Below are 23,379 nucleotides of genomic sequence, written 5' to 3'. Positions count from 1 at the left end.
TTAAACTAAGAGGGGGTTGGGGGGCGTTATTCAAATTGAAAGGAAAAATATGACCATACAAGTTGGCATTGTGATGGGAAGTGAATCCGATCTTCCCACGATGGGAGAATCAAAAAAAGTTTTGGCTGAATTTGGTGTCGAATCTGAAATAAAAATTTTATCAGCTCATCGCACTCCTAAACTGGCCCAGGAATATGCTCAAACAGCCATAAGTCGCGGCTTGCAGGTCATTATTGCCGGTGCCGGAATGGCCAACCATTTGGCAGGCTCCATGGCAGCCCATACCCTACTTCCTGTGATAGGAGTCCCTGTAGATGGGTCCGCTTTAAATGGACTGGACGCGCTTCTCTCCACAGTGCAAATGCCGCCGGGTATTCCCGTGGCTTGTGTGGCTGTGGGGAAGGCCGGGGCCAAAAATGCCGGGTATTTGGCGGCACACATCCTTGCTTTAAAAGATGAAAAAATCAGAAAAAAATTGGAAGAATACCGCAAAAAAACAGAAGCCTCGATTGTCGAAAAAAATAAAAAGCTGTAGGGGCGTATCGCCATACGCCCTTTTATCTCTCGATCAAGCCGCCCGCCTTATCAAAAAAGGCGGTGTGGTCGCTTATCCCACGGAAACTTTTTATGGGCTTGGGGCCGATCCCAAAAACAAAAAAGCACTTGGGAGAATTTACCGTATTAAAGGGCGCGAAAAAGGAAAACCCGTTTCAATCATTATTTCTTCCTTGAAGGAACTGCAAAATTGGGTAGAACAGCCAGGATCTTCTTTAAGAAAACTTATAAAAAGCGTGTGGCCGGGAAGAGTTACTTTTATTTTTAAGGCCAAAAAGAATGTGAACTCCATTCTTACGGCCAAAACGGGAACCATTGGCATTCGCATTCCTCCCCATTTAAAGGCAAGGCAATTAGCCCAAAAAGTGGGCGGAGCGATTACGGCCACCAGTGCCAATTTGTCGGGATTGCCTTCATGTTTCAGCGCCAAAGAAGTGTGGGGGCAGATGGGCGATAAGATTGATGGAATAGTAAGAGGAAGATCGTGCAAGCCATCAAAGGGTTCCACAATTGTGGATGTATCGCATATTGCTGTAGGGGCGCCGCTCCAGCCTGAGGCTGGTCCGCCTCTGGAGGATGCTGCGCCCCTACTCATACGCCAGGGTGATGTTCCGTTCAAAGCTCTCGTTCCCACGCTCCAGCGTGGGAACGTATGACTCCCGACGCTCCAGCGTCTAATACAAAGATGTTCCCACGCTGGAGCGTGGGAACAAGCAAACAAGCAAAACGGAGATGGATGTAAATAAATCGGGAACGGGAACAAATCCCCCTTAATTCCCCTTTTTTTCAGCCAAAGGACTGATCCGTCCTTCGGCGGAAAAGGGGGACAGAAAACTGGAGATCATTATGACCAATAACCCCAAATTACTCCCCTTTAAAGGGCTTCGTTACAATGCCAACAAGGTTTCTAATCTAGCTGATGTGGTCACACCGCCTTATGATGTGATCAATCCTGAAATGCAAAATGAATTTTATGAAAGGCATCCTTACAATTTTGTCAAAATCGATTTGAACAAAGAGCCCGGCGATAAGCGTTATGAAGAAGCCGGAAAACTTTTCAAGCAATGGATTGATGCAGGAATTTTGGTTCAGGATGAGAAACCGGCGTTTTATTTTCACCACCAAATATTCAAGCTTTCCGATGGGCATGAAATTACACGAAAGGGTTTCTTTGGTGTGCGCCGTATTGAAGATTTTTCTGAAGGGGGCATTAAACCCCATGAAAAAACCCTGGAAGGGCCCAAGGCTGATCGTTTAAAACTGATGCGAGCTACACAGACCCAGCTTTCGCCCGTTTTTTCACTTTATTCCGATCCCCAAAAAAATATCGATGCGCTTGTTGGTAAAATAAAATCGGAAAAACCCCTGATTGATTTTGTCACTGTTGAAGGGGAGAGGCATCAGTTGTGGAAAGCAGAAGAACCATCTGTTTGCACCAAAATTAATTCTTTTTTAGGGGAGCAACCCCTGTTTATTGCCGATGGTCATCACCGTTACGAAACCTCCCTTAATTATCGCAACGAGTGTCGACAAAAAAATCCCGGTGCCGTTAATTTGGAACCATTTAACTATGGCATCATGTATTTTTCAAACATGAGTGATGAAGGGTTGATCATTCTTCCCATCCACAGGGCGCTTCACAGCATCAAGAATTTTAAGTTTGAAGCCCTGTTGGAAAAACTTCGTCCATACTTTGAAATCACACCCTTGGGAGAAACCAATCCTCAAAAAATTGTTGAAAAATTGGCTGAGGCAGGGAAACAGGCCCATGCCTTTGTTCTTTTAACTAAAGATTCTAAGCAATCTTGCATCATCTCCCTAAAACGTCAGGATTGGATTTCTTCTTTGGTAGCTAAAACCGTTTCGGAATCCCTACGCCCCTTGGATGTGACTGTTTTACACCGCCTTGTGTTTGAAGAAATCTTGGGCATTTCCCAAACAGCCCAGGCGAATCAGGAAAACATCATTTATTGGAAGGATACGAAAAAGGCGATCAACGAAACCCAGAAGGGGGCCTGCGAAATCACTTTTCTCCTAAACCCCACACGCATCCAAGACATGGAGCGCGTGGCTATGGCCGGTGAAAAAATGCCCCAAAAATCGACTTATTTTTACCCAAAAATTCTTTCGGGCTTGGTGATGCATCCGTTGTGGGTTTAAAGCCAGGATTGAAAGATTTTTTTAAGGGAACGACTAATGTTGATTGAATCGTTTGAGGAAAGAGTGCCTATTTTCTTGACGATGATTTCGTGTTCTATAGTGACCAGTTTTCCAAGCCTGACTTTGGAAGGGTAAAGAAGCCCCGATTTTTCCCAATCTTCAAGCAGAGTATCCCCCTCAATAAATCCACTATCAATTTGGCTTGTAACCATGGCTACTGGATAAAGCCTCCTTTTTTTATCAAAAACGATATTCGCCAAAACCAGAACAGGCCGTAATTTTTTTGTTTTAAGATCGCTAAAGGGGAAAGGAGCCAAAACAATATCGCCGGGATTATAATTTGTCATATTCGGCGTCCTTGGGGTTGTCCCATTCCTCAAAGGTTTTTTCTGCTAATTTCAATAGGGCCTTGTTTTCTTTTTTGTTTGAAAAATAGCTTTTTAAGGCATCGACAACAACTTCCCGGAGGGATTTGTGTTGTGATACAGCTTCAAGCTGGACAAGCTGAATAAGGGCAGGGTCTTTTAAATCAAGAGTGATTCGGGTATTCATAGGGTAAGCCATATAAACATATTCATGCTTTTATGTCAAAGCACATTATCACCTAAAATTTTAATGAATAATTCCTTGCTTTCATATTCTTCTTTCCTATGATCTCTCCTTCATCAAAGGAGATACCTTATGGATTTTTTTCAATTTTCCATTCCCACTAAAATCGTTTTTCAGGCGGGGCTGGCCAAGGATTTTTCAGCAGAGCTCGACCGCATTCCCATTTCCAAATATTTTATTGTCACTGACAAAGTGCTGACCGATTTAAAAATCATCGACCCCATCCTTGAAGGTATTAAAAAATCCGGGCGTGAAATCGCAGGTGTCTTTAATGAAGTTCCCCCTGATTCTGGCATTACAGTCATCGAACATGTCGCCCAAATAGCCAAGGAAAGCGAGGCGGAAGGCTTCATCGCCATCGGTGGGGGAAGTGTTTTGGATACGGCCAAAGGCGCTAATATTCTTTTCACACTTGGGGGGGATTTGGTTAATGACTATTCAGGGGCTCAAACCATTGGGGAAGAATTATCTCCTTTAATTGCCATCCCTACCACAGCAGGCACGGGAAGTGAAGTTACTGAGGCCATTGTGGTATTAGATGAGGCCAGTCAAACCAAAATGAGTTTTGTTGATGCTCATTTACTTCCCACCTTGGCCATCCTTGATCCTGAATTGACCCTTGGCCTTCCTCCCAAGATAACAGCGGCCACTGCCATGGATGCCTTAACCCATGCCATTGAAGCTGTGATGAGTGTGCAACGCGGGCCTTTTTCAGATGCGCTGGCTTTCAAGGCAGTTTCCCTCATTGCTCAAAATATTGTGCCTGCCACTCGCGATGGTTCCAATCTTGAGTCACGCAGCGCCCTTTTGGTGGCTTCCAATTTGGCTGGCATTGCCTTTAACCACGCCATGGTTGGCGTTGTGCATGCCGTGGCACACACTATAGGAGCCATGTTTCATGTCCATCATGGCACAGCTAACAGCCTCTTTTTACCTTACGGCATGGAATATAATTTGGAAGAACGAAGAGCCGAAATAGCAAGTCTTGCCCCTGCGCTGGGTGTGAAAACCGCTGAGGAATGTATTCAAAAAATCAAAGATTTGAAAAATGAATTAAAGAAATTGTGTGGTTTACCCACCAATCTTAAAGAAGCCGGCATCCCTGAAAATAAACTTACCGATATCGCCGCCAAAGCCCCCGATGATGGCGCCAGCTTTTATAACCCCCGCCCGTTAGATAGCGAAAGCCTTCTGCCTTTTATTAAAAAGGCTTATCGGGGAGAATGATGCGACGCGTTAGTATTTTTCCCCCTTGAAAAAAGGGGGACGAATACAGGGGATTACTTCCATCAAACATAATCAGTAAATTGAGATATCGACAGTAGAAAAATTAAATTAAAATTTCCGCAACTAATCCTTAGAAGATCCGATAAATAAACCAAGGAGTCTATTTATGGCTGTCACGCAATCCAATCCAACCTCTCACTTTAACGAAGTTGCATACACCTGTAAGGATGAACAACAAGGGACCAACGCTCAACGCCGCGTTTGTGAATCAATGGGAGATGGTCATGTCAAATTTATCTGCGAATCTCCCATGACAGAATCATATACCTGCAATGTCCGTGATTCGGGGCGTACTTATAAAAGATTTCGTGTCGATGGGTCAGAAGGACGCCTGGCTAGAAATATAAATGACTATAGAAAAGAAAAAGCAGAATTAGAGAAAATAAAAAATGACCCCGTTTTAAGAGCAAAGGTCATTATCGAACGTGAGCGTAACCCTGGCGCAAAAACCGTTACTATTGTTACCGATGAAGGTGGAGATGCTTTTCCTTTAATTCCCCTTGTTTCATGTGCTGATCCCGTTAAAAAAGAAGATGTTGATGTAACAGCCATAGACGGAGATGCAGATGCCACTGTTAATGTGGGAGATGGCGATGCAGTAACCCCTCTCGTGGATGCCAGTGATGGGGGGGATGCAAGTGATGCCGGTGATGCTGCCTCAAGCGATGGCTCGCAAGTTTCTACTGATGGCCCAGCCATTTCTGATGTCCCTGATAATTATATTCCACCCACCAGTGATGCTGATATTTTCTCCGCTGTCGACCAAGGTCTCTCCGGCCCCGTATGTGGGGAACGTCCGCAGGTGAGTGTGGTGCAGCCTGGGTTGGCGCCACGTACAAGGCAACTCAATGACAATACCCAAGTGGTTGCTATCAACTTTGGTTTTCCCGAACAGAGCATAGTGAATATAGATACAGATGGTATTGTAGAAGTTTACTCGGACCTTGTTGCTGATGGTATCTGTGTGAATCGTAGCGATCAAGACAATTATCCTCACTGCCTTATTAACCAAGATGCATATTATGATGGGGGTCACTCTTTTGATTTTAGTGCATTACCGGAAGACGTCGTAGCATCCTATGTTCTTGTTGTGTGGTCTTGCGAGGCTGACCGCCAAGCTCATGATCTTTCTAGGGCAAGTATTATCTACATGGATGTAGATTATGCTTAATGAATTATGAAAAAAATCATCCTCATTTCTTTTTTGTTTCTGATGGGAAACTTTAATTTGTCTTCATGGGCTGATGAGAATTTTAATCCTAATACCATCTCTGATGGTGCCCAGTTTTTTTTCAGTGGAGAAAACCCTGCCGTGGCTTATCTTTGTACCACAGAAGATGTGACACTCAAATTTCAAAAACTGGAAAGAGTGCCGGGTCGAGGTAAAGTTCAGGTAGATGATGGTGAAACCACCATTCAAGTTGGACAGGAAATTCCGTTGCAAACTATGGAGGAAAGTGGTTTTGATGTATTCAATAAGAATATTTTCGTTTCGGTATCCATGTCAGATAATGTCCAGTTTTGTGACACTGAGGATGGAACTTGCAAAACACTTTCAACTATTACAGGCAGTGGCAGCTTTACTCCCTATATTATTTTTGAACCTAGTGGTACTGTTGAAAATCCCTGCATTCAAGGACAAACGGTTTTTCAAACTTATCAATTCAGAAATATCCCCAATTCCGAATTCAGCCTGCAAGTCACTCAAATTGTGGCGGCTGATCCGGGAATAGATCCGCCCCTAGAAGATAAGGGATCAGGTGGTTCTAGCGGGGGAGGGTGTTCGCTTAAAGCCAATTCTTCTTACAGCCCTGTCAGCTTCCTTGTTTTGTTGGGAATGTTTCTTGGATTACGTTTTGTAAAAAAGTTCTACAAATCAGCAATATGAATCTAAGAAGTCCCTAACCAGCCGCACAGCGGCGGTGAGGGGGAGGCTCCATCCCCGCGGCGCGGGGTTGGAGGAAGGCTCCATGAGCCGCTGCCAGTGGCAGATAAAGGCGAGTGGAGAGCATACGCGAGCCCCTATAATTGATCTATAATCTTCTGCAAACTCTCCTTAGCGACAACACCCACTTGCTGTTGAACCATTTTTCCATCCTTAAAGAATAAGAGGGTAGGGATGCCTCGAATGCCGTATTGGGAGGCGATGTTGGGGTTGTCATCCACATTTAATTTGTAAACATTGACCTTGCTGGCATTGGTTTCGGCCAGTTCATCGATAATAGGGGCCAGGGCACGGCAGGGGCCACACCACACAGCCCAAAAATCAACGACGGACGGTTTGCTTGATTTTAAAACTTCGGTTTCAAAATTATCATCGGTTGCTGTTTTGACAAAATCACTGGCCATAAAATCTCCTTTTTTAAAAATAAACCGTAGCCTCCTCAAAAAATCAAGTAGATATTTTTTCTTTGACAACAATCTTTTAAAAATAAATCCTTTTGAGGTTATTACTCTCTCCCTTTATGAGGGGGGAAGGGAGAGTCATTGAGTGGATGTTTTTTTAAATATGCCGAGCTCACCCTCCCCCTGACCCCCTCCCCTCAAGGGAGGGGGATATTAAAGAGACAAAAATCAAATAGATATTTTTCTTTGACAACAATCTTTTAAAAATAAATTATTTTGAGATTATTATTCCCTCCCCCTTGAGGGGGGAGGGTTAGGGAGAGGGTGACGATCGGTGAACAAAAAATTAATGAGATTTGCAAAGAATTTGAGAAAACAGTCAACTGATACAGAAAATTGGCTGTGGAATGCCTTGAGAGCTAAACGATTTGAACAGTTAAAATTTAGAAGGCAACAAATTATCGGAAATTATATTGTTGATTTTGTCTGCTTTAAAAAACGTGTCATCATTGAATGTGATGGTAGCCAGCATTTGGACCAAATTGAAAAAGATCAACAAAGGGATGAGTGGCTGAAAAAAGAAGGATATCAGGTTTTGAGATTTTGGGATTATCAAGTGTTGCAAGATCTGGATATAGTCTTGGAAGTTATCTTTCAAGTATGCCAAGATCACCCTCCCCCTAACCCCCTCCCCTCAAGGGAGGGGGGATATTAAAGAGATAAAGAAATAAGCATATATTTTCCTTTGACAAAAAAGCCTCCAAACCTCTAAGTGTTCCTTCATGCAAACATTTTCTTTTCTGAAGAATCCTTGGGCTCTTCCCCATCTTATTTTCATTTTTACAGGGATGATTATTTTCCTGATCAGTTTTGCTGAAGGAATCATTTATCTCGTTTCAGAATATCGAATCAAAAACAAACGGATTGGGGGATGGTTTGATAAACTTCCGTCGCTGGAAACCATTGAAAGAAACCACAATAAACTTTTAAACATCGGGTTTGTTTTTTTCACGCTGGGAATCATTACCGGGGGAGGGTGGTCCAAATCAGCCACGGGGTATTATGTAAGCAATAATTTTCAGCAGATCGGCTCCTTTGTCCTGTGGATTTTCTTTGCCATTTTTTTAAGACTGAGGGTTTCAAGGGGATGGGTGGGTCACAGGGGCATCTTACTTTCCTGCATCGGTTTTGTGGCGGTCATCATCTTATTAACCTGGGCCCAACAGCATTAAAATTTATGACACTTCTTCTTGTCGGCATGAATCATAAAACGGCCCCCGTTGCTATTAGAGAAAAAATAGCCAAAGAGCCGCGCGCCCTGGAGTTTTTTTTAAATAAAATTAAGAAAGAACTCTCACTTACCGAAATTTTTGGCTTGTCGACCTGTAACCGCTTTGAGATCGTAGCAGTTACTCAGGATGCCTCATCGCCATTAAATGCCTTAAAAACCTTTTTTGCCGCCGAAACCTTGCAAAGCTTACCTGAAATAGAAAAATTTATTTATGTTCATGAAAATACCGAAGCCTACAGACATTTGCTTCGGGTTGCTTCAAGTTTAGATTCCATGGTGTTGGGTGAAAACCAGATTTTGGGCCAGTTTAGAGATGCCTACCAAAGCGCCCTGGATGCGGAAACAACCGGGCCCATCTTAAACAGGCTCCTTCAAAAAACCCTTCAATTTGCCAAAAATGTTCATTCTGAAACCTGCTTGGGAGCAGGCTCTGTTTCGGTAGGGTCGGTGGCTGTAGAATTGGCTGAAAAGATTTTTGATACACTTCAAAACAAAAAAATTCTTCTCATGGGAGCAGGCGAAATAGCCGAACTTGTCTTGGGGGCCTTAAAAGCCAGGGGAGTTCAAAATATCAGCATTACCAACCGCACCTTCGAAAATGCCACCGGACTGGCCAAAAAGTTTGAAGCCAATACCAAATGTTTTGAGGATTGGCCAAGATGGATGGAAGAAAACGATGTAGTCATTACTTCATTGGCGATTTCTTCGGCCCTTATTCAAGAAGAACACATCAAAACCATCATGGGCCAAAGAAAAAATAGGCCCCTGTTCATGATTGATTTGGGGTTGCCCCGCAATATTAGCTCACAGGTTTATTCCACCAATAATGTTTATGTATACAATATTGACGATCTAAAAGAAGTGGTCGACAAAACCCTTTCTGAACGTCTTGCGGTTGCCGAACAAGTCGAGGCGCTTATTGAAAAAGAGACTTCGCAGTTCTGGCATTCTGTGTTAGGCACTCAAGTCACAATTACACTTTTAAAACAGAAATGTGATCAAATTTGTGCTCAAGAACTTGAAAAAACCTTTGGCCGGTTAAAAAACCTGAAAGAAGACGAAAAAGAATCCATCCGAAAAGGAATGGATGCCGTGGTCAGTAAAATTTTGCATGACCCAATTTTAACCCTTAAAAACGAAAGCCTTGAAGCGCAAGGATCGTTGGCCAGTTCATGGCTTAAGAAACTGTTTCGATTGGAGGACTAAATGGCCCAGTACAAACGCCTGCCCAGGAAAAACGTGAAGACAAAACGGGACGAGTTTGTCAGTTTTATCGATCACGCGCTTCATTATTTTGAAAAATACCGAGGCGCTATTATTGGGGGAGTATTGGTCGTTTTGTTGACCTTGGCCAGCTTGTGGGGCGTTAAACAATACCAACAATCAAGCCTTCAGGATTTCAGTGAAAAATTTTATCACCTAAAAAATAATAAGGAACCCAGGGGAAATTTTGAGGAACTTTTAAAGGAATATTCCCTTAAGTCCGAACAAAACCAACTTCATATCGCCCTTTTGCAGGATAAAATTTCTGCTGCAAAATGGGATGAGGCTTTCAATGAAATTGACGCCGCGCTTGGTTCTGTTTCTTCAGATTTTAAAGGGCTTCTGCTTTTGTCAAAAATTTCAATTCTCTGGCAAAAAAATCAGTTGGATGAAGCCTTGGCCACAATCGATAAAGAAAAATTAACAGAAGATGCCTTGGTCAAATTTGAGGCCCAATGGATAAAGGGCCAGCTTCTTGAGGCCACGGGGAAAAAAGAGGAGGCGATTGCCGTCTATGAACAGTTAGTTACCGCTGACGAAAGCCATGTCATCCAAGCCCAAAAAGCCAAAGAACGTCTTCTTTATCTCAAATAGTGATTGGATTCCCGTATTATCCCCCTTTAAAAAAGGGGGGTAGGGGGGATTTGTTTCCGTATCCGTATCGGGGATAAAGGTAAAAGAGAAAAAACAAAAATGATACGGGAACAAATCCCCCTTAGTCCCCCTTTTTTAAAGGGGGATATCATGGGTTCAATAATTCGATGGAAATAAAACAGGAGTTTAAACACATGATGAAACCTTTTTTTTATTTTACAGGAATTCTTTTTCTGCTTTTTATTTTTTCTTCAAATAGTGCCCTGGCGAAAAAAGAGGATGAAGAAAAAGCAAAACCTCCCAAGGGTGCAGGAAAAAACATTGTATCCATTGATTGGACCCGTTCTTTAAAAACCTCCGGATCAAAAAAACGATATTATCCGGACATGGCTTCCCCCGTTTTGGATGACAGCCATCTTTATGTAGGTACCCATGGCGGCCGTTTTTATTCCATCACCAAGGATGGGAAAGAAGCATGGGAAACTAATTTAGGTGGTGCTGTTGCCTCCCAAGCCCACCTCGATGCCCAAACCGTTTATTTGGGAAATAACAAGGGTTTTGTCATTGCTTTAGATAAGGCCACAGGGAAGGAAAAGTGGCGTACCTATGTTGAAAATGAGGTGCTGGCTCAATCCGTAAGCGATGAGAATTTTTTGTATGTCGTTACCACGGGGCGTGATTTGCTGGCCTTAAACAAAAACACGGGCGAAATCCAATGGCAAAAAAATGTCCGTGGTTTCGAGAAAAAAATCACCATGCGCGGAAATGCCTCCCTTGTTTTGCACAATGGAAAAATTTACGCCGGCTTTGCCGATGGGACCTTGGTGGTTGTTTCTGCAGGAAGCGGGAATCTTGTTTGGGACATTAATTTAACCAACGAAAGTGGTGGGTTTAAAGACGTAGATGCCCGTGTCTTTATTGATGGGGCCAATCTTTACTTTGTCAGTTATGCCGGTTTTTTGGCCAAGCTTGATTTGGCCAGTGGACAATTGTTGTGGAAAAAGGAAATTCATTCAGGAAATGAAATTGTTTCAAATGGAAACCTTCTTTTTGTCAGCAATTTTGAAGGAGGTGTTGTGGCCTTTAACAAACAAACGGGAATTCGTGCCTGGGAAATAAGCATGAATGCCGGAAGCCTTTCTTCCCCCTTTATTTTGGGTGATTACGTCCTTGTTGGTTCGCAAAGAGGTCACTTGTTTGTTTTTGAAGCGGCTACGGGCAAAGTAGCCCAAACCCTGCGTGTGGGGGCTTCTTTCTTAAGTGAGGCCGCCACCGAGAAAAATCATGCCTACCTCCTTTCTGGGGCGGGAAAGATCTATTCTTTAACAGTTAGGTAGGGGCGGAACCTCGCCTGCCCGCCTCAGGAGGGTGTTCGCCCGTTATTGGGCAGATATCTCTGGGCGAACACAAGGTTCGCCCGTACAGATGCGCCCTTACAATTCTCTTGCTTCTTCCAAACACTTTGATTAAAAAGCCATGGGAACATGGAAAAAGAGTTCCCCAAAGCTTTAACCTTTGATGACGTTCTCCTCGTCCCAGCGCGAAGCCAAATTCTGCCCAAAGACGCCGATACCAAAACCAAACTCACTCGTAATATTGAACTTTATATCCCCCTTGTTTCATCCGCCATGGATACAGTGACCGAAGCAGGAACAGCCATCAGTATGGCCCGGCATGGCGGCATTGGAATTATCCACAAAAACATGTCGATCCAGAAGCAGGCGCTGGAAGTCATCAAAGTCAAAAAATCAGAATCAGGCATGGTGGTAGATCCACTCACAATCGATCCGGACTCTACCGTAGCGCAGGCTGTGGATCTAATGAAGAAGTACGGTATTTCGGGATTGCCTGTGACGAAGAATAAAAAACTTGTCGGCATTTTGACCAATCGTGATTTGCGCTTTTTAAAAAACATCCGCCAAAAAGTTTCACAAGTGATGACCAAAGACAACCTTGTCACCGTCCATGAAAAAGTCACTCTCGACCAAGCCAAAGAACTTTTACAAAAACACCGTATTGAAAAACTCTTGGTCGTGGATAAGTCCCACAATTTAAAAGGTCTCATCACTGTCAAAGACATTGAAAAGACAATTAAATATCCCAAAGCCGTCAAAGACAGTTTAGGCCGCTTAAGAGTGGGCGCTGCAGTTTCTGTTGGGGAGGAAGGCCTGGAACGCGCCTTGGAGCTGAAGGCCGCGGGCGTTGATCTGGTGGTTGTCGATACAGCCCACGGGCATTCTGAAAAAGTTTTGCAAACAGTGGCCCTCTTAAAGAAAAAAATGGGCAACGTTGATGTTGTCGCCGGAAATATCGTTACCGAGGAAGCCACACGCGATTTGATCGAAGCTGGGGCTGATGCGGTTAAAGTAGGTGTGGGGCCGGGTTCCATTTGCACCACACGCATTGTAAGCGGTGTGGGTGTGCCTCAAATTACCGCCGTTCAAAACTGTGTGAAAGTGGCTGCCAAGGCCAAGGTGCCCATCATCGCCGATGGGGGAATTAAATATTCCGGGGACGTGATCAAGGCGCTGGCTGCCGGAGCGCATACGGTCATGCTTGGTTCGCTCTTGGCAGGCACGGATGAAGCTCCTGGCGAAATCGTCCTTTTCCAAGGACGCAGCTATAAAGTGTACCGTGGTATGGGGTCGCTTGGAGCGATGAAGGAGGGGAGTAAGGACCGTTATTTCCAGTCCGATATCATTGAAGAATCTAAATTCGTTCCTGAAGGTATTGAAGGCCGTGTTCCTTATAAGGGCCCGCTCGAAGGAAGTTTATATCAGCTGGTGGGTGGAATTAAATCTGGGATGGGTTATGTTGGGTGTTCAACGATTGAAGAAGTTCACAAAAAAGCCCAGTTTGTCCAAATTACTCCTTCGGGCTTGCGCGAATCGCATGTGCATGATGTCATCATCACCAAAGAAGCCCCTAATTACAATGTTGGGTAATGTAAATGGCCCCTTCGACTCCGCTCAGGGACCGAATTTCTGGTCATTGAGCGGAGTCGAAATGACCAATGGCCATGGGCCTATAGCCCTGCGCATTTTCTCATGAACAAAATTCTCATTCTCGATTTTGGTTCCCAATATACCCAATTAATCGCCCGGCGGATTCGTGAGGCCGCCGTTTATTGCGAAATTCATCCCTGCACCGTTTCTTTCGAATTCATCCAAAACTTCAAGGCCGATGCCCTTGTTCTTTCAGGGGGCCCGGCCAGTGTCTTGTCAAAAGGCTCTCCTAAAGTGGACAAGCGTGTATTTGAAATGGGGCTACCCATTCTGGGGATTTGTTACGGCATGCAACTGATGAGTTTTTTATTGGGTGGAAAAGTCACCAAATCAAAAAAACGGGAATACGGAAAAGCCGTCATCCAATTGCCCGAAGAAAGCTCGATTCTATTTTCAAAACTTCCACAAGAATCGGTGGTGTGGATGAGTCACGGCGATTCAATTGAAGCCTTGCCGCCGGGTTTTGTCCCCATGGCTCATACCAATAACGGCATTTTGGCCGCCATGATGTGCAAAGAAAAACATTTTTATGCCCTGCAATTTCATCCCGAAGTCGTTCATACCGAACATGGCAAAACCATTCTTTCCAATTTTCTCTTTTCCATTGCCGGCTTAAAAGCAACCTGGAACATGTCGAGCTTCCTTGAAGTTTCACTTAAAAATATAAGAGATACAGTTTTGAAAGATAAAGTTATTTTAGGTCTATCAGGTGGGGTTGATTCCTCCGTTGCGGCTGTATTGGCACACCAGGCTATTGGGGACCAGCTTATCTGTATTTTTATAAACAACGGGCTTCTCCGAAAAAATGAAGATAAAGAGGTAAGAGAAGTTTTTGCTAAACACTATCACATTAAATTACATTACGTGGATGCCAGTCGTCTGTTTTTAACGGCCCTTAAGGGAGTTTCTGACCCTGAAAAAAAACGCAAAATTATCGGCCGGGTTTTTGTGCGTGTGTTTGAGCGCGAAGCCAAAAAAATTAAGGGGGCCAAATTTTTAGGACAGGGCACGCTTTATCCCGATGTCATTGAAAGTGTTTCTTTTAAAGGCCCCTCGGCAGTAATCAAAAGCCACCATAATGTAGGGGGGCTCCCAAAAAAAATGGGGCTTAAACTTTTGGAACCCTTTCGCGAACTTTTTAAGGACGAAGTAAGACAACTGGGAAAAGTTTTGGGCATGCCCGATGATATTATCCATCGGCACCCCTTCCCAGGGCCGGGGTTGGCTGTTAGAATTTTGGGCACCCTAACCAAAGATCGCTTGGATATTTTGCGAGAAGCTGATTCCATTGTCATGGAAGAAATTCGCAATGCCGGTTGGTATTCTAAAATATGGCAGGCTTTTGCCGTCCTTTTGCCCATCAAGTCTGTGGGGGTGATGGGGGATGAACGTACTTATGAAAATGTCTGTGCCATTCGTGCTGTGACAAGCCAGGATGGAATGACAGCTGATTGGGTGCCCTTGCCACCGGAGGTTTTGGGCCGCATTTCAAACCGCATCATCAATGAAGTCAAGGGCATTAACCGTGTGGTTTACGACATTTCTTCAAAGCCCCCGGCGACCATTGAATGGGAGTGATTGTTTTATGCCCTTCATCCATCTCCACAACCATTCCGAATACAGCCTGCTTAACGGGGCCATCCGTATCCCTCAACTCATCAAGAAAACCAAAGAATATGGCATGAACGCGGTAGCCTTGACCGATTATGGAAATATTTTTGGGGCGGTTGAATTTTATCTGGAAGCCAAAAAGGCCTCCATCAAACCCATCATCGGTTGCGTTGTTTTTCATCCATCCAACGACCAGTTTGATTTGCGCTCGCATCGCCGTGGCATTGACCACCTTTTTCAACTGGTTTTGCTTATTCAAAACGAAAAGGGTTATCGCAATTTATGTGCGCTCATTTCCAAAAGTTATCTGGAGGGTTTTTATTACAAGCCCCGCGTCGATTCAAAACTTTTGGCCCAATATTCCGAAGGGCTCGTCGCCCTTTCAGCCGGATGGAATGGAGCGTTAAATCATTATTTATTCGATGGCCAGCAACAGGAAAAAGCCCGGGAATACATCAAGCTTTATAGTGATATTTTCAAAAATCGCTTTTATGTTGAACTTCAGGAAAATGGGGTCGAAGGTCAACATGACACCAATTTAAAATTGATTGAACTCGCCAAGGCTCATAACATAGGCGTTGTCGCCAGCAATAATTGTCATTATTTAAACAGGGACGATGCCGAGGCTTTTGAAACTCTTTTATGCATCCAAACAGGAGCCACCTTGCATGGGACGGGGGATCATTTAAAATTTTCGACGGATTGCTATTATTTTAAAACGCCGGAAGAAATGGAAACTGATTTTCAATATATTCCTGAAGCCATCACCAATACAGAGTTGATTGCCAGCCAATGTAATTTTGATTTCGACCTTAAAACCTACCACTTTCCCAAATTTGCTCCCCCTGAAAATAAAACTTTGGATGAATACCTTATTGAACAAGCCCATATTGGTTTGGAACAACGCTGGCCCACTATTTTAAAGAATAGGAAAATAACACCCTCTCCCCATCCCTCCCCCCTTGAGGGGGAGGGTGGCCGGAGGCCGGGAGAGGGGGAAGTTGAAAAGCTCAAAAAAAATTACGAACAACGTCTTAAAATAGAACTCGAAGTCATCACCACAATGGGATTTTCCGGTTACTTTCTGATCGTGTCTGATTTTATCCAATTCGCTAAAACCCATGATGTTCCTGTAGGCCCCGGACGTGGTTCCGCCGCCGGTTCTCTTGTGGCTTATTGCACACAAATCACCGATCTCGATCCCATCCCCTACAATTTACTATTTGAACGATTTTTAAATCCGGAACGTATCAGCATGCCGGACGTCGATATCGATTTTTGCATGCGTGGGCGCGACAAAGTTATCCAATATGTCGCGCAAAAATACGGGAATGTTTCCCAAATCATCACTTTTGGAAAAATGAAAGCGAAAGCCGTTTTGCGCGATGTGGGCCGTGTGATGGAAATTCCGTATGCCGAAGTCGATAAAATCGCCAAGTTGGTGCCCAACTCACTCAACATCACTCTTGAAGACGCCCTGACCCAAGAGCCACGCTTTAAAGAGTTGATGGAATCCAATGCCCAGGTGGCCCGCCTGATTGAAATTGCCCGAAAACTGGAAGGTTTAAACCGGCATGCCTCAACCCATGCCGCCGGTGTGGTGATGTCGGACAAGGCTCTCTCCCATTTTCTTCCGCTTTACAAGGGAAGCAACGGAGACGTCGTCACCCAGTTTGACATGAAGGCCGTTGAAAAAATCGGCCTGATCAAGTTTGACTTTTTGGGGCTTAAAACACTCACCGTCATTTGCGACACGCTTCGCATTATCAAACGCACCCAATCGGTTGACTTGAATATTTTGGACATTGCCCTTGATGACAAAAAAGTCTTTGAGCTCATCACCAAGGGGGATGCGGTGGGGGTGTTTCAGCTGGAAAGTTCCGGCATGATCGACCTGATGACCCGGCTTAAGCCCACCTGCTTTGAAGACCTGGTCGCCTTGGTGGCTCTTTATCGTCCCGGCCCCCTGGGAAGCGGGATGGTGGATGATTTCATCAATCGCAAACAGGGCAAGACAAAAATCATTTACGAACTTCCCCAACTCAAACCCATTTTGGAAGACACCTATGGGGTTATTGTTTATCAGGAACAAGTGATGCAGATTGCTTCCGTGCTGGCCGGTTACAGCCTTGGAGAAGCCGATCTTCTACGCCGGGCCATGGGAAAGAAAAAAGCGGAGGAAATGGCAGCCCAACGCGAACGTTTCTTGAGAGGAGCCGCTGAGAAAAAAGTGCCCAAGGACAAGGCCGAAAAGATTTTTGACTTAATGGCCAAGTTTGCCGAATATGGTTTTAACAAATCCCACAGTGCGGCTTATGCCCTTGTTTCCTATCAAACCGCATATCTTAAGGCTTATTATCCTGCCGAATATCTGGCCGCGGTTCTTACCTGTGAAATGCATGATACGGACCGCATTCTTTTTTACATTGATGACTGTAAAAAACACGGCATCAAGGTTTTAGCTCCCGACGTAAACGAAAGTTATTTCGGTTTTTCGGTGATTGACCCCTACACAATCCGTTTTGGACTGGGTGCCTTAAAAGGAGTGGGTGAGGGGGCCATTGAATGCATTGTCGAGGTTCGTAAAAACAAGAAAGGACGATTCGATTCTTTTTTTGATTTCTGCCATTCCATTGACCACCACAAGGTCAACCGTCGTGTCCTTGAATCCCTCATCAAAAGCGGCGCTTTTGATACTTTGCATCCTTCGCGTAAAGCCCTGTTTGATGTTCTTGAAGGCGTTGTCGGTTGGGCGGTGAAAAAACAGGATGAAGACCGGCTGGGCCAGCAGAATATTTTTGATATGGTGCAGGAAAGCCCGAAGCCCGTGGGTTTAGAGGTGGGCACGCTTGAGTGGCATGAAAATGAAAAGCTAAGTTTTGAAAAAGAGGCCATGGGTTTTTATTTTTCGGGGCATCCCCTTAAAGTTTATGAATCAGAATTAAGAAGAGTCGCCAATTCAACAACGGCTCTTTGTGCCACATTGCCACAAGAAACGAAGGTGCTTCTGAGCGGTTTTTCGTCGCAGTGTAAAGTAATCACCACAAAAAAGGGAAGCCGCATGGCTTTCATCACTTTTGAGGATTTGGCCGGATCCATCGAGGTGATCATTTTCTCGGATGTTTACCAAAAAACAGCCGAGGTTTTAACCCAGGATAAACCCCTGGTGCTTTCAGGCACTGTTGATCGGACCGAAGATGGGGCAAAAATTCTCGCCCAGGATATTACTTTGCTTCATACCTACCTCAATCAAAAAACAAAATCGGTCCATTTTAAAGTCCCCCTTCAATTGTGCACGGAAGAAAAGCTTAAAAGTTTCCACCAAATTTTAAACGAGTTCCCCGGTGCATGCTCCGGTTTTTTACACGTGCTGAAATCAAACGAAAGTGAAACTATTATGGAACTTCCAAACCGTATCAATCTTGAAAACACCGACCATCTCACGGCTAAAATCAATACGCTCTTTCAATATCGGGTGGTGGAGTTTTCGGTGTGAAATAATCAAATGTTCGATTCATGGTTCGATGAACTCACCATGTCCAATACTAGGATGCAATTCAAATGATCCGTTCCCAAAAACAAGAAACAGCCTATCTCATTGGGCTTATCACATCGTTTCAACGCAAAGAAACGGCTCTTGAGTCTTTGGATGAATTGAATGCTTTGGCCCAAACCTCAGGGGTTATCATTGCCGCATCGCAAATGGTCGAAGTGAGGCAAATTTCGGCAGCTACATTCATTGGTAAAGGGAAAATTGAAGAAATAGGAGAAAAGTTAAAATTGTTAGGATGCGATCTTGTCATTTTTGATGTCAATTTGGCGCCTTCCCAAAACAAGGCACTTGAAGAAGCGTGGGGAATTCATGTCATCGACCGCACCAGCCTTATCCTGGATATTTTTGCGCTTCATGCCAAATCAAAGGAAGGCAAGCTTCAAGTCGAATTGGCCCAATATCAGTATCTGTATCCCCGTTTGGTGGGGGCCTGGACCCATCTTTCCAAGCAACGAGGGGGTGGGGTGGGGTTGCGTGGACCGGGAGAAACCCAGTTGGAAGTCGACCGTCGTCGCGTCCGCGAACGCATCACGCATATTAAAAATGATCTTAAAAAAGTGGAACGCTCCCGTGAAATTCATCGTAAAAAGCGGGCGACCTTGCCCATTCCCACCATTACATTGGTTGGATACACCAACGCCGGCAAAAGCACCTTGTTCAACAAATTAACCGAAGCCAATGTTTTAGCCGAAGACAAACTTTTTGCCACCCTTGACCCCAAAACCAAACGGATCAGTTTGCCATCGGGAAGAAAAGTTCTTGTTTCGGATACGGTAGGGTTTATCCGCAATTTGCCCCATCAATTGGTGGAAGCTTTCAAATCAACTTTTGAAGAAGTGCGTCAGTCAGCCATTTTGCTTCATGTAGTTGATGGATCGCGCCCGCACTACAAAGACCAGATCAAAGTAGTCAATCAGGTTTTGGAGGAATTAAAATTAAACCATCTTCCAATGATAACGGTTCGCAATAAGATGGATCGAATTGAAAAAATCCCCCTTAATCCCCCTTTTTTAAAGGGGGAAAATAACAGTCCCCGAATTACGTCCCCCTTTAAAAAAGGGGGAGCAGAGGGGGATTTTAACAATCCCCTTTTCCTTAGTGCCCTCACCGGAGTTGGCGTCCCCCAACTCCTTCAAGCCATCGACACCACGCTGCAAGAAAATCTAAAAACAACAGAATTATTTTTGCCCCATCCTTACGGAGCCAAATTGTCTCAACTTTACACCCATGGCCACGTCCACAAAGTCAAAAACACCACGAAAGGAGCTTACGTAACCGTGGCCCTGCCGGAGAAATGGTTGAATAAATTGGGATGAATATTCTCATGTGGACATGGTGTCCGCCAAAGGACGGATCAGCCTCTGGCTGAAGCTCTCCGTCGAACCATTGCCTTTACAGGGGATGTTATAGGAGATTTGTTTGGTATGTTTCCGATACTGAAAGTACCGACATCAGTTTTTTATCCAATGTCCATATTTGAACCTTATGTCGTCTGGCAAAAGCAATAAGAAATGTGTCAATAAGCCCAATACCTTTGGCAAAATATTTTTTTTGGCCCGATAAGTTACCTGCATCCAGCCATAAATTTTTTTCATCCTTTTTGGGGAGATTGTTCCAATATTCAAGAATGATTTTTCTTTCTCGCTTATTTTTTGCTCCTTGAAGCAATTCTCCAAAAACACATTCCGTAACCACGATATTTTGCTGCTCCATTTCATGATTGAACAGATCAAAAACATTCCTGTTAAGTTTAAGGAATTCAATCCAAATGGAAGTATCAACAAGAATCATCATTTTTTTCTGTTTATGGCCCTTATGATTTTAGCTGAGTATGCTTTTTTAAATTGGAGGGGCCTGCTCTGAAGGCTTTGATTGAGTCTTTTTATTTTTTTGAGGGCCACCCATTCCTTAAGAACGATGACCAGGGATTCCGTGAGATTTTTGCCATGGGCATAGCGGGTTACATCCTTAATAAGCGGATCGGCAATAAGTGCTGTTACTTTCATTTGCTTAATATACGATACAGTATCGTATGGGGCAATGGTTTTTTTACCTATTGAAAACATCCCAATCATCCGTGCCCAAGGGAGCCATAATATCACCCTCTATCTTCATCTCTTGTTTCATGGTTCCAAATAATGAATGCTTTTTCTTGATCGGGGGCGGGGGAGTAATCAAGGCCAGAGGATGTCCATTTTTAGTAATGACAAGAGTTTCACCGCTTACTTTTATTTGAGAAAGCACTTTTAAACATGTTGCCTTAAATTTGGATACAGCCATCGTTTTCATAATTAAATTTGATCTCTCCACTCCTACGAGCGAGGAGCAACTAGCGACAAGTCACCCCCTTGTGGCCCCAACCCCCCAGTTTCATCTCAATAACATACCTCCCATAACTCATAACTCATAACTCATAACTTATAATCATAATAGAATCAATTACTTATAATATCACTTCCTGGCATTAGTCTTGCATTTACCCTCGGTAAGGGGTGACCCATTTATGGATGCATGTATTAAAAAATATATCAAAGTAAACCTAATCCTTCTGGCCTTGGTTTTTTTGGCCTTGGCAGGTTTAAACAATTGCGGTGGAGGCGGTGGCGGTAATTCAAATGATGATAATAACGATGATGATTTTTTTGATGGAGATGATGGTGGAGCCGGTGCGTGTGATGATTTTTTGGGAATTGACTGTGAAGAGGAAGAAGACCCTGCTGCCAATTGCCCCAGTGGAGACCGCAAAGACTGTGATGGCGATGGAATCCCTGCCACTTTCTTGGATGCTACGCGCACCTCCCATCCTTGCGATCAAGATGATACCGATGTTCGCAATAAAAGAATGACCGAAGACTGTGACCCCGACCAGGATGGTTTTATCAATCCCGTTGCAGGCCTTGGTTCTTGTGCCAATTTAGACTCAAACCACGATGGAAGCTTTAGCAATGAAGAACTGGCCGCCCACCGAGCTGGCCGCAATGCCTGCGATAACTGCCCCTTGGAACCCAACCCAGAGCAAGGGACACCCGGTAATCCTGATTATAGAGCCATGGTTGGAAGTGCCTGTGGTGGGGATCAAGCGGGGAATGATAGGGATAGGGATATTATTGCTGATGGTAGCGATAATTGCCCGGATGAAGTTAATTTTGATCAAACGGATATGGATGGGGATGGTGCTGGTGATATTTGCGATAGAAATCCAGATGATGGTGTCAAATATGTAACTGGAGGAGAATGCAATACACTGGAGGGTGGTCAAGATGAAGCCGAGCTCGATGGTAGCTTTAGAAAACCCTATAATTCACTTAAAAAGGCTCTCGATAGAACTTCAAGAGACAGAAGTATTCGTGTGATTAATGTTCTAGAAGGTTATTCTTGTGAAAATGAAAAGATCACAGTAAGTCGGGTTATCAAAATTCAAGGAATCAAATGTGTGGGTCACAATTGTTCAGAAAGAATTAATCTTAGAGAAATTAATGAAGTTGGTGAAGAGCTAGATCGTGTGCCATTGCCACGAGTCATGTTAACCGTACCTTCTGGTTCTGTTCTAACTGTAACAGCTGATGCAACTATTAAAGCATTACATCTTGAGGCTACGCAGCTAGTAGAAGATGAGAATGCGACTGTACTGATTGTCGATTCCAACCCGCATTTCGTCAGCAACAGAGTTGTGGCTAGTTCCAATAGCCTTAGAGGTCCTGACCCAAGAGATCAGAATCGAAATGATGGATTTATTCCAACAACTTTGCCGGTTGTCGGAATTGCTTTAACAAGCCAACAAAGAGCTGGTGAAATTGAAACGGTAATTGAAAATAACAAAATTGATATTCCAGATTCTGAAAATGACATTTCTAGAAAAATTGGCGTTCAAATCAGATGTTTGGAGCGGGGTGCTACGGTTAAACCCCTTTTAAAAGGCAATTTTATAAATGTGACATCAGCAAAATACGAATCACATGGTATCAGTATCGAATCTTGTCAGGCCCCAGAAAATCAAAACGCTTCCCTGTATCGAAATATTAATAGGCCTCAAATTGTTTCAAATAAAATTTACGTACAATCTTCTCCTACAAATGGTTTTAACACGGAAAGTTCGGTTGGAATTAGAAGTGTAGCCCTACCAAGTTCAGCTAATGATGAAAACTATTGGAGAAAAAAAATTGGAGTCGTTGTTTCTAAGAATATCATTAATATCGATGGCCCAGCCCAATTTAACCGGAATGACGATCTAATGCATCGTTTCATTGGAGTTAAAATAGATGCTGGTAGTGATAATGTAGTTATTGATACAAACTTAATTACCGTGGGTCTTAATGGTGTTCCCCAATTACCGCGATGCGTGCTTGTTGCGGCAAACAAGGTAGATTTGCTTGCCAATACCCTTGTGAAAGGGGATGTTGATTCTGTTTCTCCAATAGCTTCCCAAGAACCCTGTGTATGGTTGATTACAGGCAACAGGGATCAAACACCAAATAGGGTCCAAAGTAACCTTTTCGTATCAACGAACAATCACGAACCTTCTTACGCTCTTTTTCCAGGGAGAGTTTTTACCGAATCTAATAATATATTTGATACGAATTTTGCCCAGAGCATTAAAGACGTAAATGGGAATGTTGCCAACATTAATCGTACCAGCAAAAGATTGGACCAGTTAGATGAATTGTTGGATGAAGATTTCAAGCCTGATGGGGGCAATAGATTTAATAATGGCCTATCATTTGCGGTTAACGAAGGCCCCCAAAATGACATCACTGGCCGTCAGCGTGGTCATCGGCCCGATGTTGGTTGCTACCAAGTTTCACATCCTTTGAATGCTGATGGAACTGAAATGCTTGAAGATTTTGTGGTTATCTTAGGTTATGCGGATAATGCCTGGCATGCTTGGCAAAATTGGGGGGATTAATATCTTAGGTAGCCAAGGTAAGCTAAGAAGCCAAGGAGAAGCCAAGGGGTCTCTGGTTGGATAGCAAATCGTTCTTGGGGGTCGGGTCTTTACAATATTCAGGTTTTAAAAATTGCATGGGAAAAATATCCCTGAATCCTCCTTTTACCTCAAGAAAAAGAAATCTGTTTCGTTGTTTGAGTCACCCATGCTACATTAAGTG

General features: G+C 43.9%; 22 protein-coding genes. 16 read left to right on the top strand and 6 right to left on the bottom strand.

From position 1 onward, the window contains the following. Positions 1-49: 49 nt before the first annotated feature. From A2048_07210 to A2048_07200, 3 genes are all read left to right on the top strand, one after another. On the top strand, positions 50-535 hold the full coding sequence (locus A2048_07210; protein OGP07315.1) for a 5-(carboxyamino)imidazole ribonucleotide mutase: 486 nt from the start codon (positions 50-52) through the stop codon (positions 533-535). Next, positions 510-1,211, top strand: a complete 702-nt coding sequence (locus A2048_07205) for a threonylcarbamoyl-AMP synthase (GenBank protein ID OGP07306.1) — start codon at positions 510-512, stop codon at positions 1,209-1,211. Before A2048_07210 ends, A2048_07205 begins: the two co-directional genes overlap by 26 nt. A gap of 190 nt (positions 1,212-1,401) precedes the next feature. Then, a complete protein-coding gene (locus tag A2048_07200) occupies positions 1,402-2,715 on the top strand; it encodes a hypothetical protein (protein OGP07305.1) in 1,314 nt (437 codons plus the stop codon). Here the strand turns inward: A2048_07200 and A2048_07195 are convergent. Continuing rightward, positions 2,712-3,062 (bottom strand): hypothetical protein, encoded by a 351-nt coding sequence (locus A2048_07195; GenBank protein OGP07304.1) that lies wholly within the window; start codon positions 3,060-3,062, stop codon positions 2,712-2,714. The two genes, A2048_07200 and A2048_07195, sit on opposite strands and share 4 nt — an antisense overlap. Beyond that, a complete protein-coding gene (locus A2048_07190; GenBank protein ID OGP07303.1) occupies positions 3,049-3,267 on the bottom strand; it encodes a hypothetical protein in 219 nt (72 codons plus the stop codon). The genes A2048_07195 and A2048_07190 overlap by 14 nt, the downstream gene beginning before the upstream one ends. A 129-nt stretch (positions 3,268-3,396) precedes the next feature. Here A2048_07190 and A2048_07185 point away from each other — a divergent pair, with 129 nt between their 5' ends. From A2048_07185 to A2048_07175, 3 genes are all read left to right on the top strand, one after another. After that, positions 3,397-4,551, top strand: coding sequence for a hypothetical protein (locus tag A2048_07185; protein ID OGP07302.1), 1,155 nt, complete (start codon positions 3,397-3,399; stop codon positions 4,549-4,551). A 166-nt stretch (positions 4,552-4,717) separates the two neighbouring features. Further along, positions 4,718-5,782, top strand: coding sequence for a hypothetical protein (locus A2048_07180; protein OGP07301.1), 1,065 nt, complete (start codon positions 4,718-4,720; stop codon positions 5,780-5,782). 6 nt (positions 5,783-5,788) lie between these two features. Then, positions 5,789-6,499, top strand: a complete 711-nt coding sequence (locus tag A2048_07175; protein ID OGP07300.1) for a hypothetical protein — start codon at positions 5,789-5,791, stop codon at positions 6,497-6,499. 134 nt (positions 6,500-6,633) lie between these two features. Here A2048_07175 and A2048_07170 read toward each other — a convergent pair whose 3' ends face one another. Beyond that, complete coding sequence (locus tag A2048_07170; protein ID OGP07314.1) at positions 6,634-6,960, bottom strand: thioredoxin; 327 nt, start codon at positions 6,958-6,960, stop codon at positions 6,634-6,636. Positions 6,961-7,306: 346 nt separating this feature from the next. On the opposite strand from A2048_07170, the gene A2048_07165 reads away from it, so the two are divergent. From A2048_07165 to A2048_07125, 9 genes are all read left to right on the top strand, one after another. Continuing rightward, on the top strand, positions 7,307-7,672 hold the full coding sequence (locus A2048_07165) for a hypothetical protein (protein OGP07299.1): 366 nt from the start codon (positions 7,307-7,309) through the stop codon (positions 7,670-7,672). Positions 7,673-7,739: 67 nt separating this feature from the next. Next, positions 7,740-8,189, top strand: a complete 450-nt coding sequence (locus A2048_07160) for a hypothetical protein (protein OGP07298.1) — start codon at positions 7,740-7,742, stop codon at positions 8,187-8,189. A 5-nt stretch (positions 8,190-8,194) separates the two neighbouring features. After that, complete coding sequence (locus tag A2048_07155) at positions 8,195-9,454, top strand: glutamyl-tRNA reductase (protein ID OGP07297.1); 1,260 nt, start codon at positions 8,195-8,197, stop codon at positions 9,452-9,454. Further along, a complete protein-coding gene (locus A2048_07150) occupies positions 9,455-10,105 on the top strand; it encodes a hypothetical protein (protein ID OGP07296.1) in 651 nt (216 codons plus the stop codon). It abuts the gene before it with no gap. A 167-nt stretch (positions 10,106-10,272) separates the two neighbouring features. Beyond that, positions 10,273-11,442 (top strand): hypothetical protein, encoded by a 1,170-nt coding sequence (locus tag A2048_07145; protein OGP07295.1) that lies wholly within the window; start codon positions 10,273-10,275, stop codon positions 11,440-11,442. Positions 11,443-11,589: 147 nt separating this feature from the next. Then, positions 11,590-13,050, top strand: coding sequence for an IMP dehydrogenase (locus A2048_07140; protein ID OGP07294.1), 1,461 nt, complete (start codon positions 11,590-11,592; stop codon positions 13,048-13,050). 102 nt (positions 13,051-13,152) lie between these two features. Then, positions 13,153-14,688: a glutamine-hydrolyzing GMP synthase gene (locus A2048_07135; protein ID OGP07293.1), complete on the top strand. Its 1,536-nt coding sequence runs from the start codon at positions 13,153-13,155 to the stop codon at positions 14,686-14,688. A gap of 7 nt (positions 14,689-14,695) precedes the next feature. Then, the gene (locus A2048_07130) at positions 14,696-18,217 is read left to right on the top strand and encodes a DNA polymerase III subunit alpha (protein OGP07292.1); all 3,522 of its coding nucleotides are present in this window, start codon (positions 14,696-14,698) and stop codon (positions 18,215-18,217) included. Between the two features lie 65 nt (positions 18,218-18,282). Next, a complete protein-coding gene (locus tag A2048_07125) occupies positions 18,283-19,590 on the top strand; it encodes a GTPase HflX (protein OGP07291.1) in 1,308 nt (435 codons plus the stop codon). A gap of 88 nt (positions 19,591-19,678) precedes the next feature. Here the strand turns inward: A2048_07125 and A2048_07120 are convergent, their stop codons facing one another. Genes A2048_07120 through A2048_07110 form a run of 3 tightly spaced genes read right to left on the bottom strand, consistent with a single transcriptional unit; the run spans position 19,679 to position 20,563 of the window. Continuing rightward, complete coding sequence (locus A2048_07120) at positions 19,679-20,065, bottom strand: hypothetical protein (GenBank protein ID OGP07290.1); 387 nt, start codon at positions 20,063-20,065, stop codon at positions 19,679-19,681. Then, positions 20,065-20,280 (bottom strand): hypothetical protein, encoded by a 216-nt coding sequence (locus tag A2048_07115; protein ID OGP07313.1) that lies wholly within the window; start codon positions 20,278-20,280, stop codon positions 20,065-20,067. The genes A2048_07120 and A2048_07115 overlap by 1 nt, the downstream gene beginning before the upstream one ends. Before the next feature lie 43 nt (positions 20,281-20,323). Next, a complete protein-coding gene (locus tag A2048_07110) occupies positions 20,324-20,563 on the bottom strand; it encodes a hypothetical protein (GenBank protein OGP07289.1) in 240 nt (79 codons plus the stop codon). Between the two features lie 214 nt (positions 20,564-20,777). Between A2048_07110 and A2048_07105 the strand changes: the two genes are divergently transcribed. Further along, positions 20,778-23,177 carry a hypothetical protein gene (locus tag A2048_07105; protein OGP07288.1) on the top strand — a complete coding sequence of 800 codons (2,400 nt, stop codon included), beginning with the start codon at positions 20,778-20,780 and terminating at the stop codon, positions 23,175-23,177. The last annotated feature ends 202 nt before the right edge of the window (positions 23,178-23,379 follow it).

The sequence above is a fragment of the Deltaproteobacteria bacterium GWA2_45_12 genome (assembly GCA_001797365.1).
Taxonomy (GTDB): Bacteria; UBA10199; UBA10199; order UBA10199; family UBA10199; genus UBA10199.
This window is presented reverse-complemented; position numbering and strand designations above follow the sequence as displayed.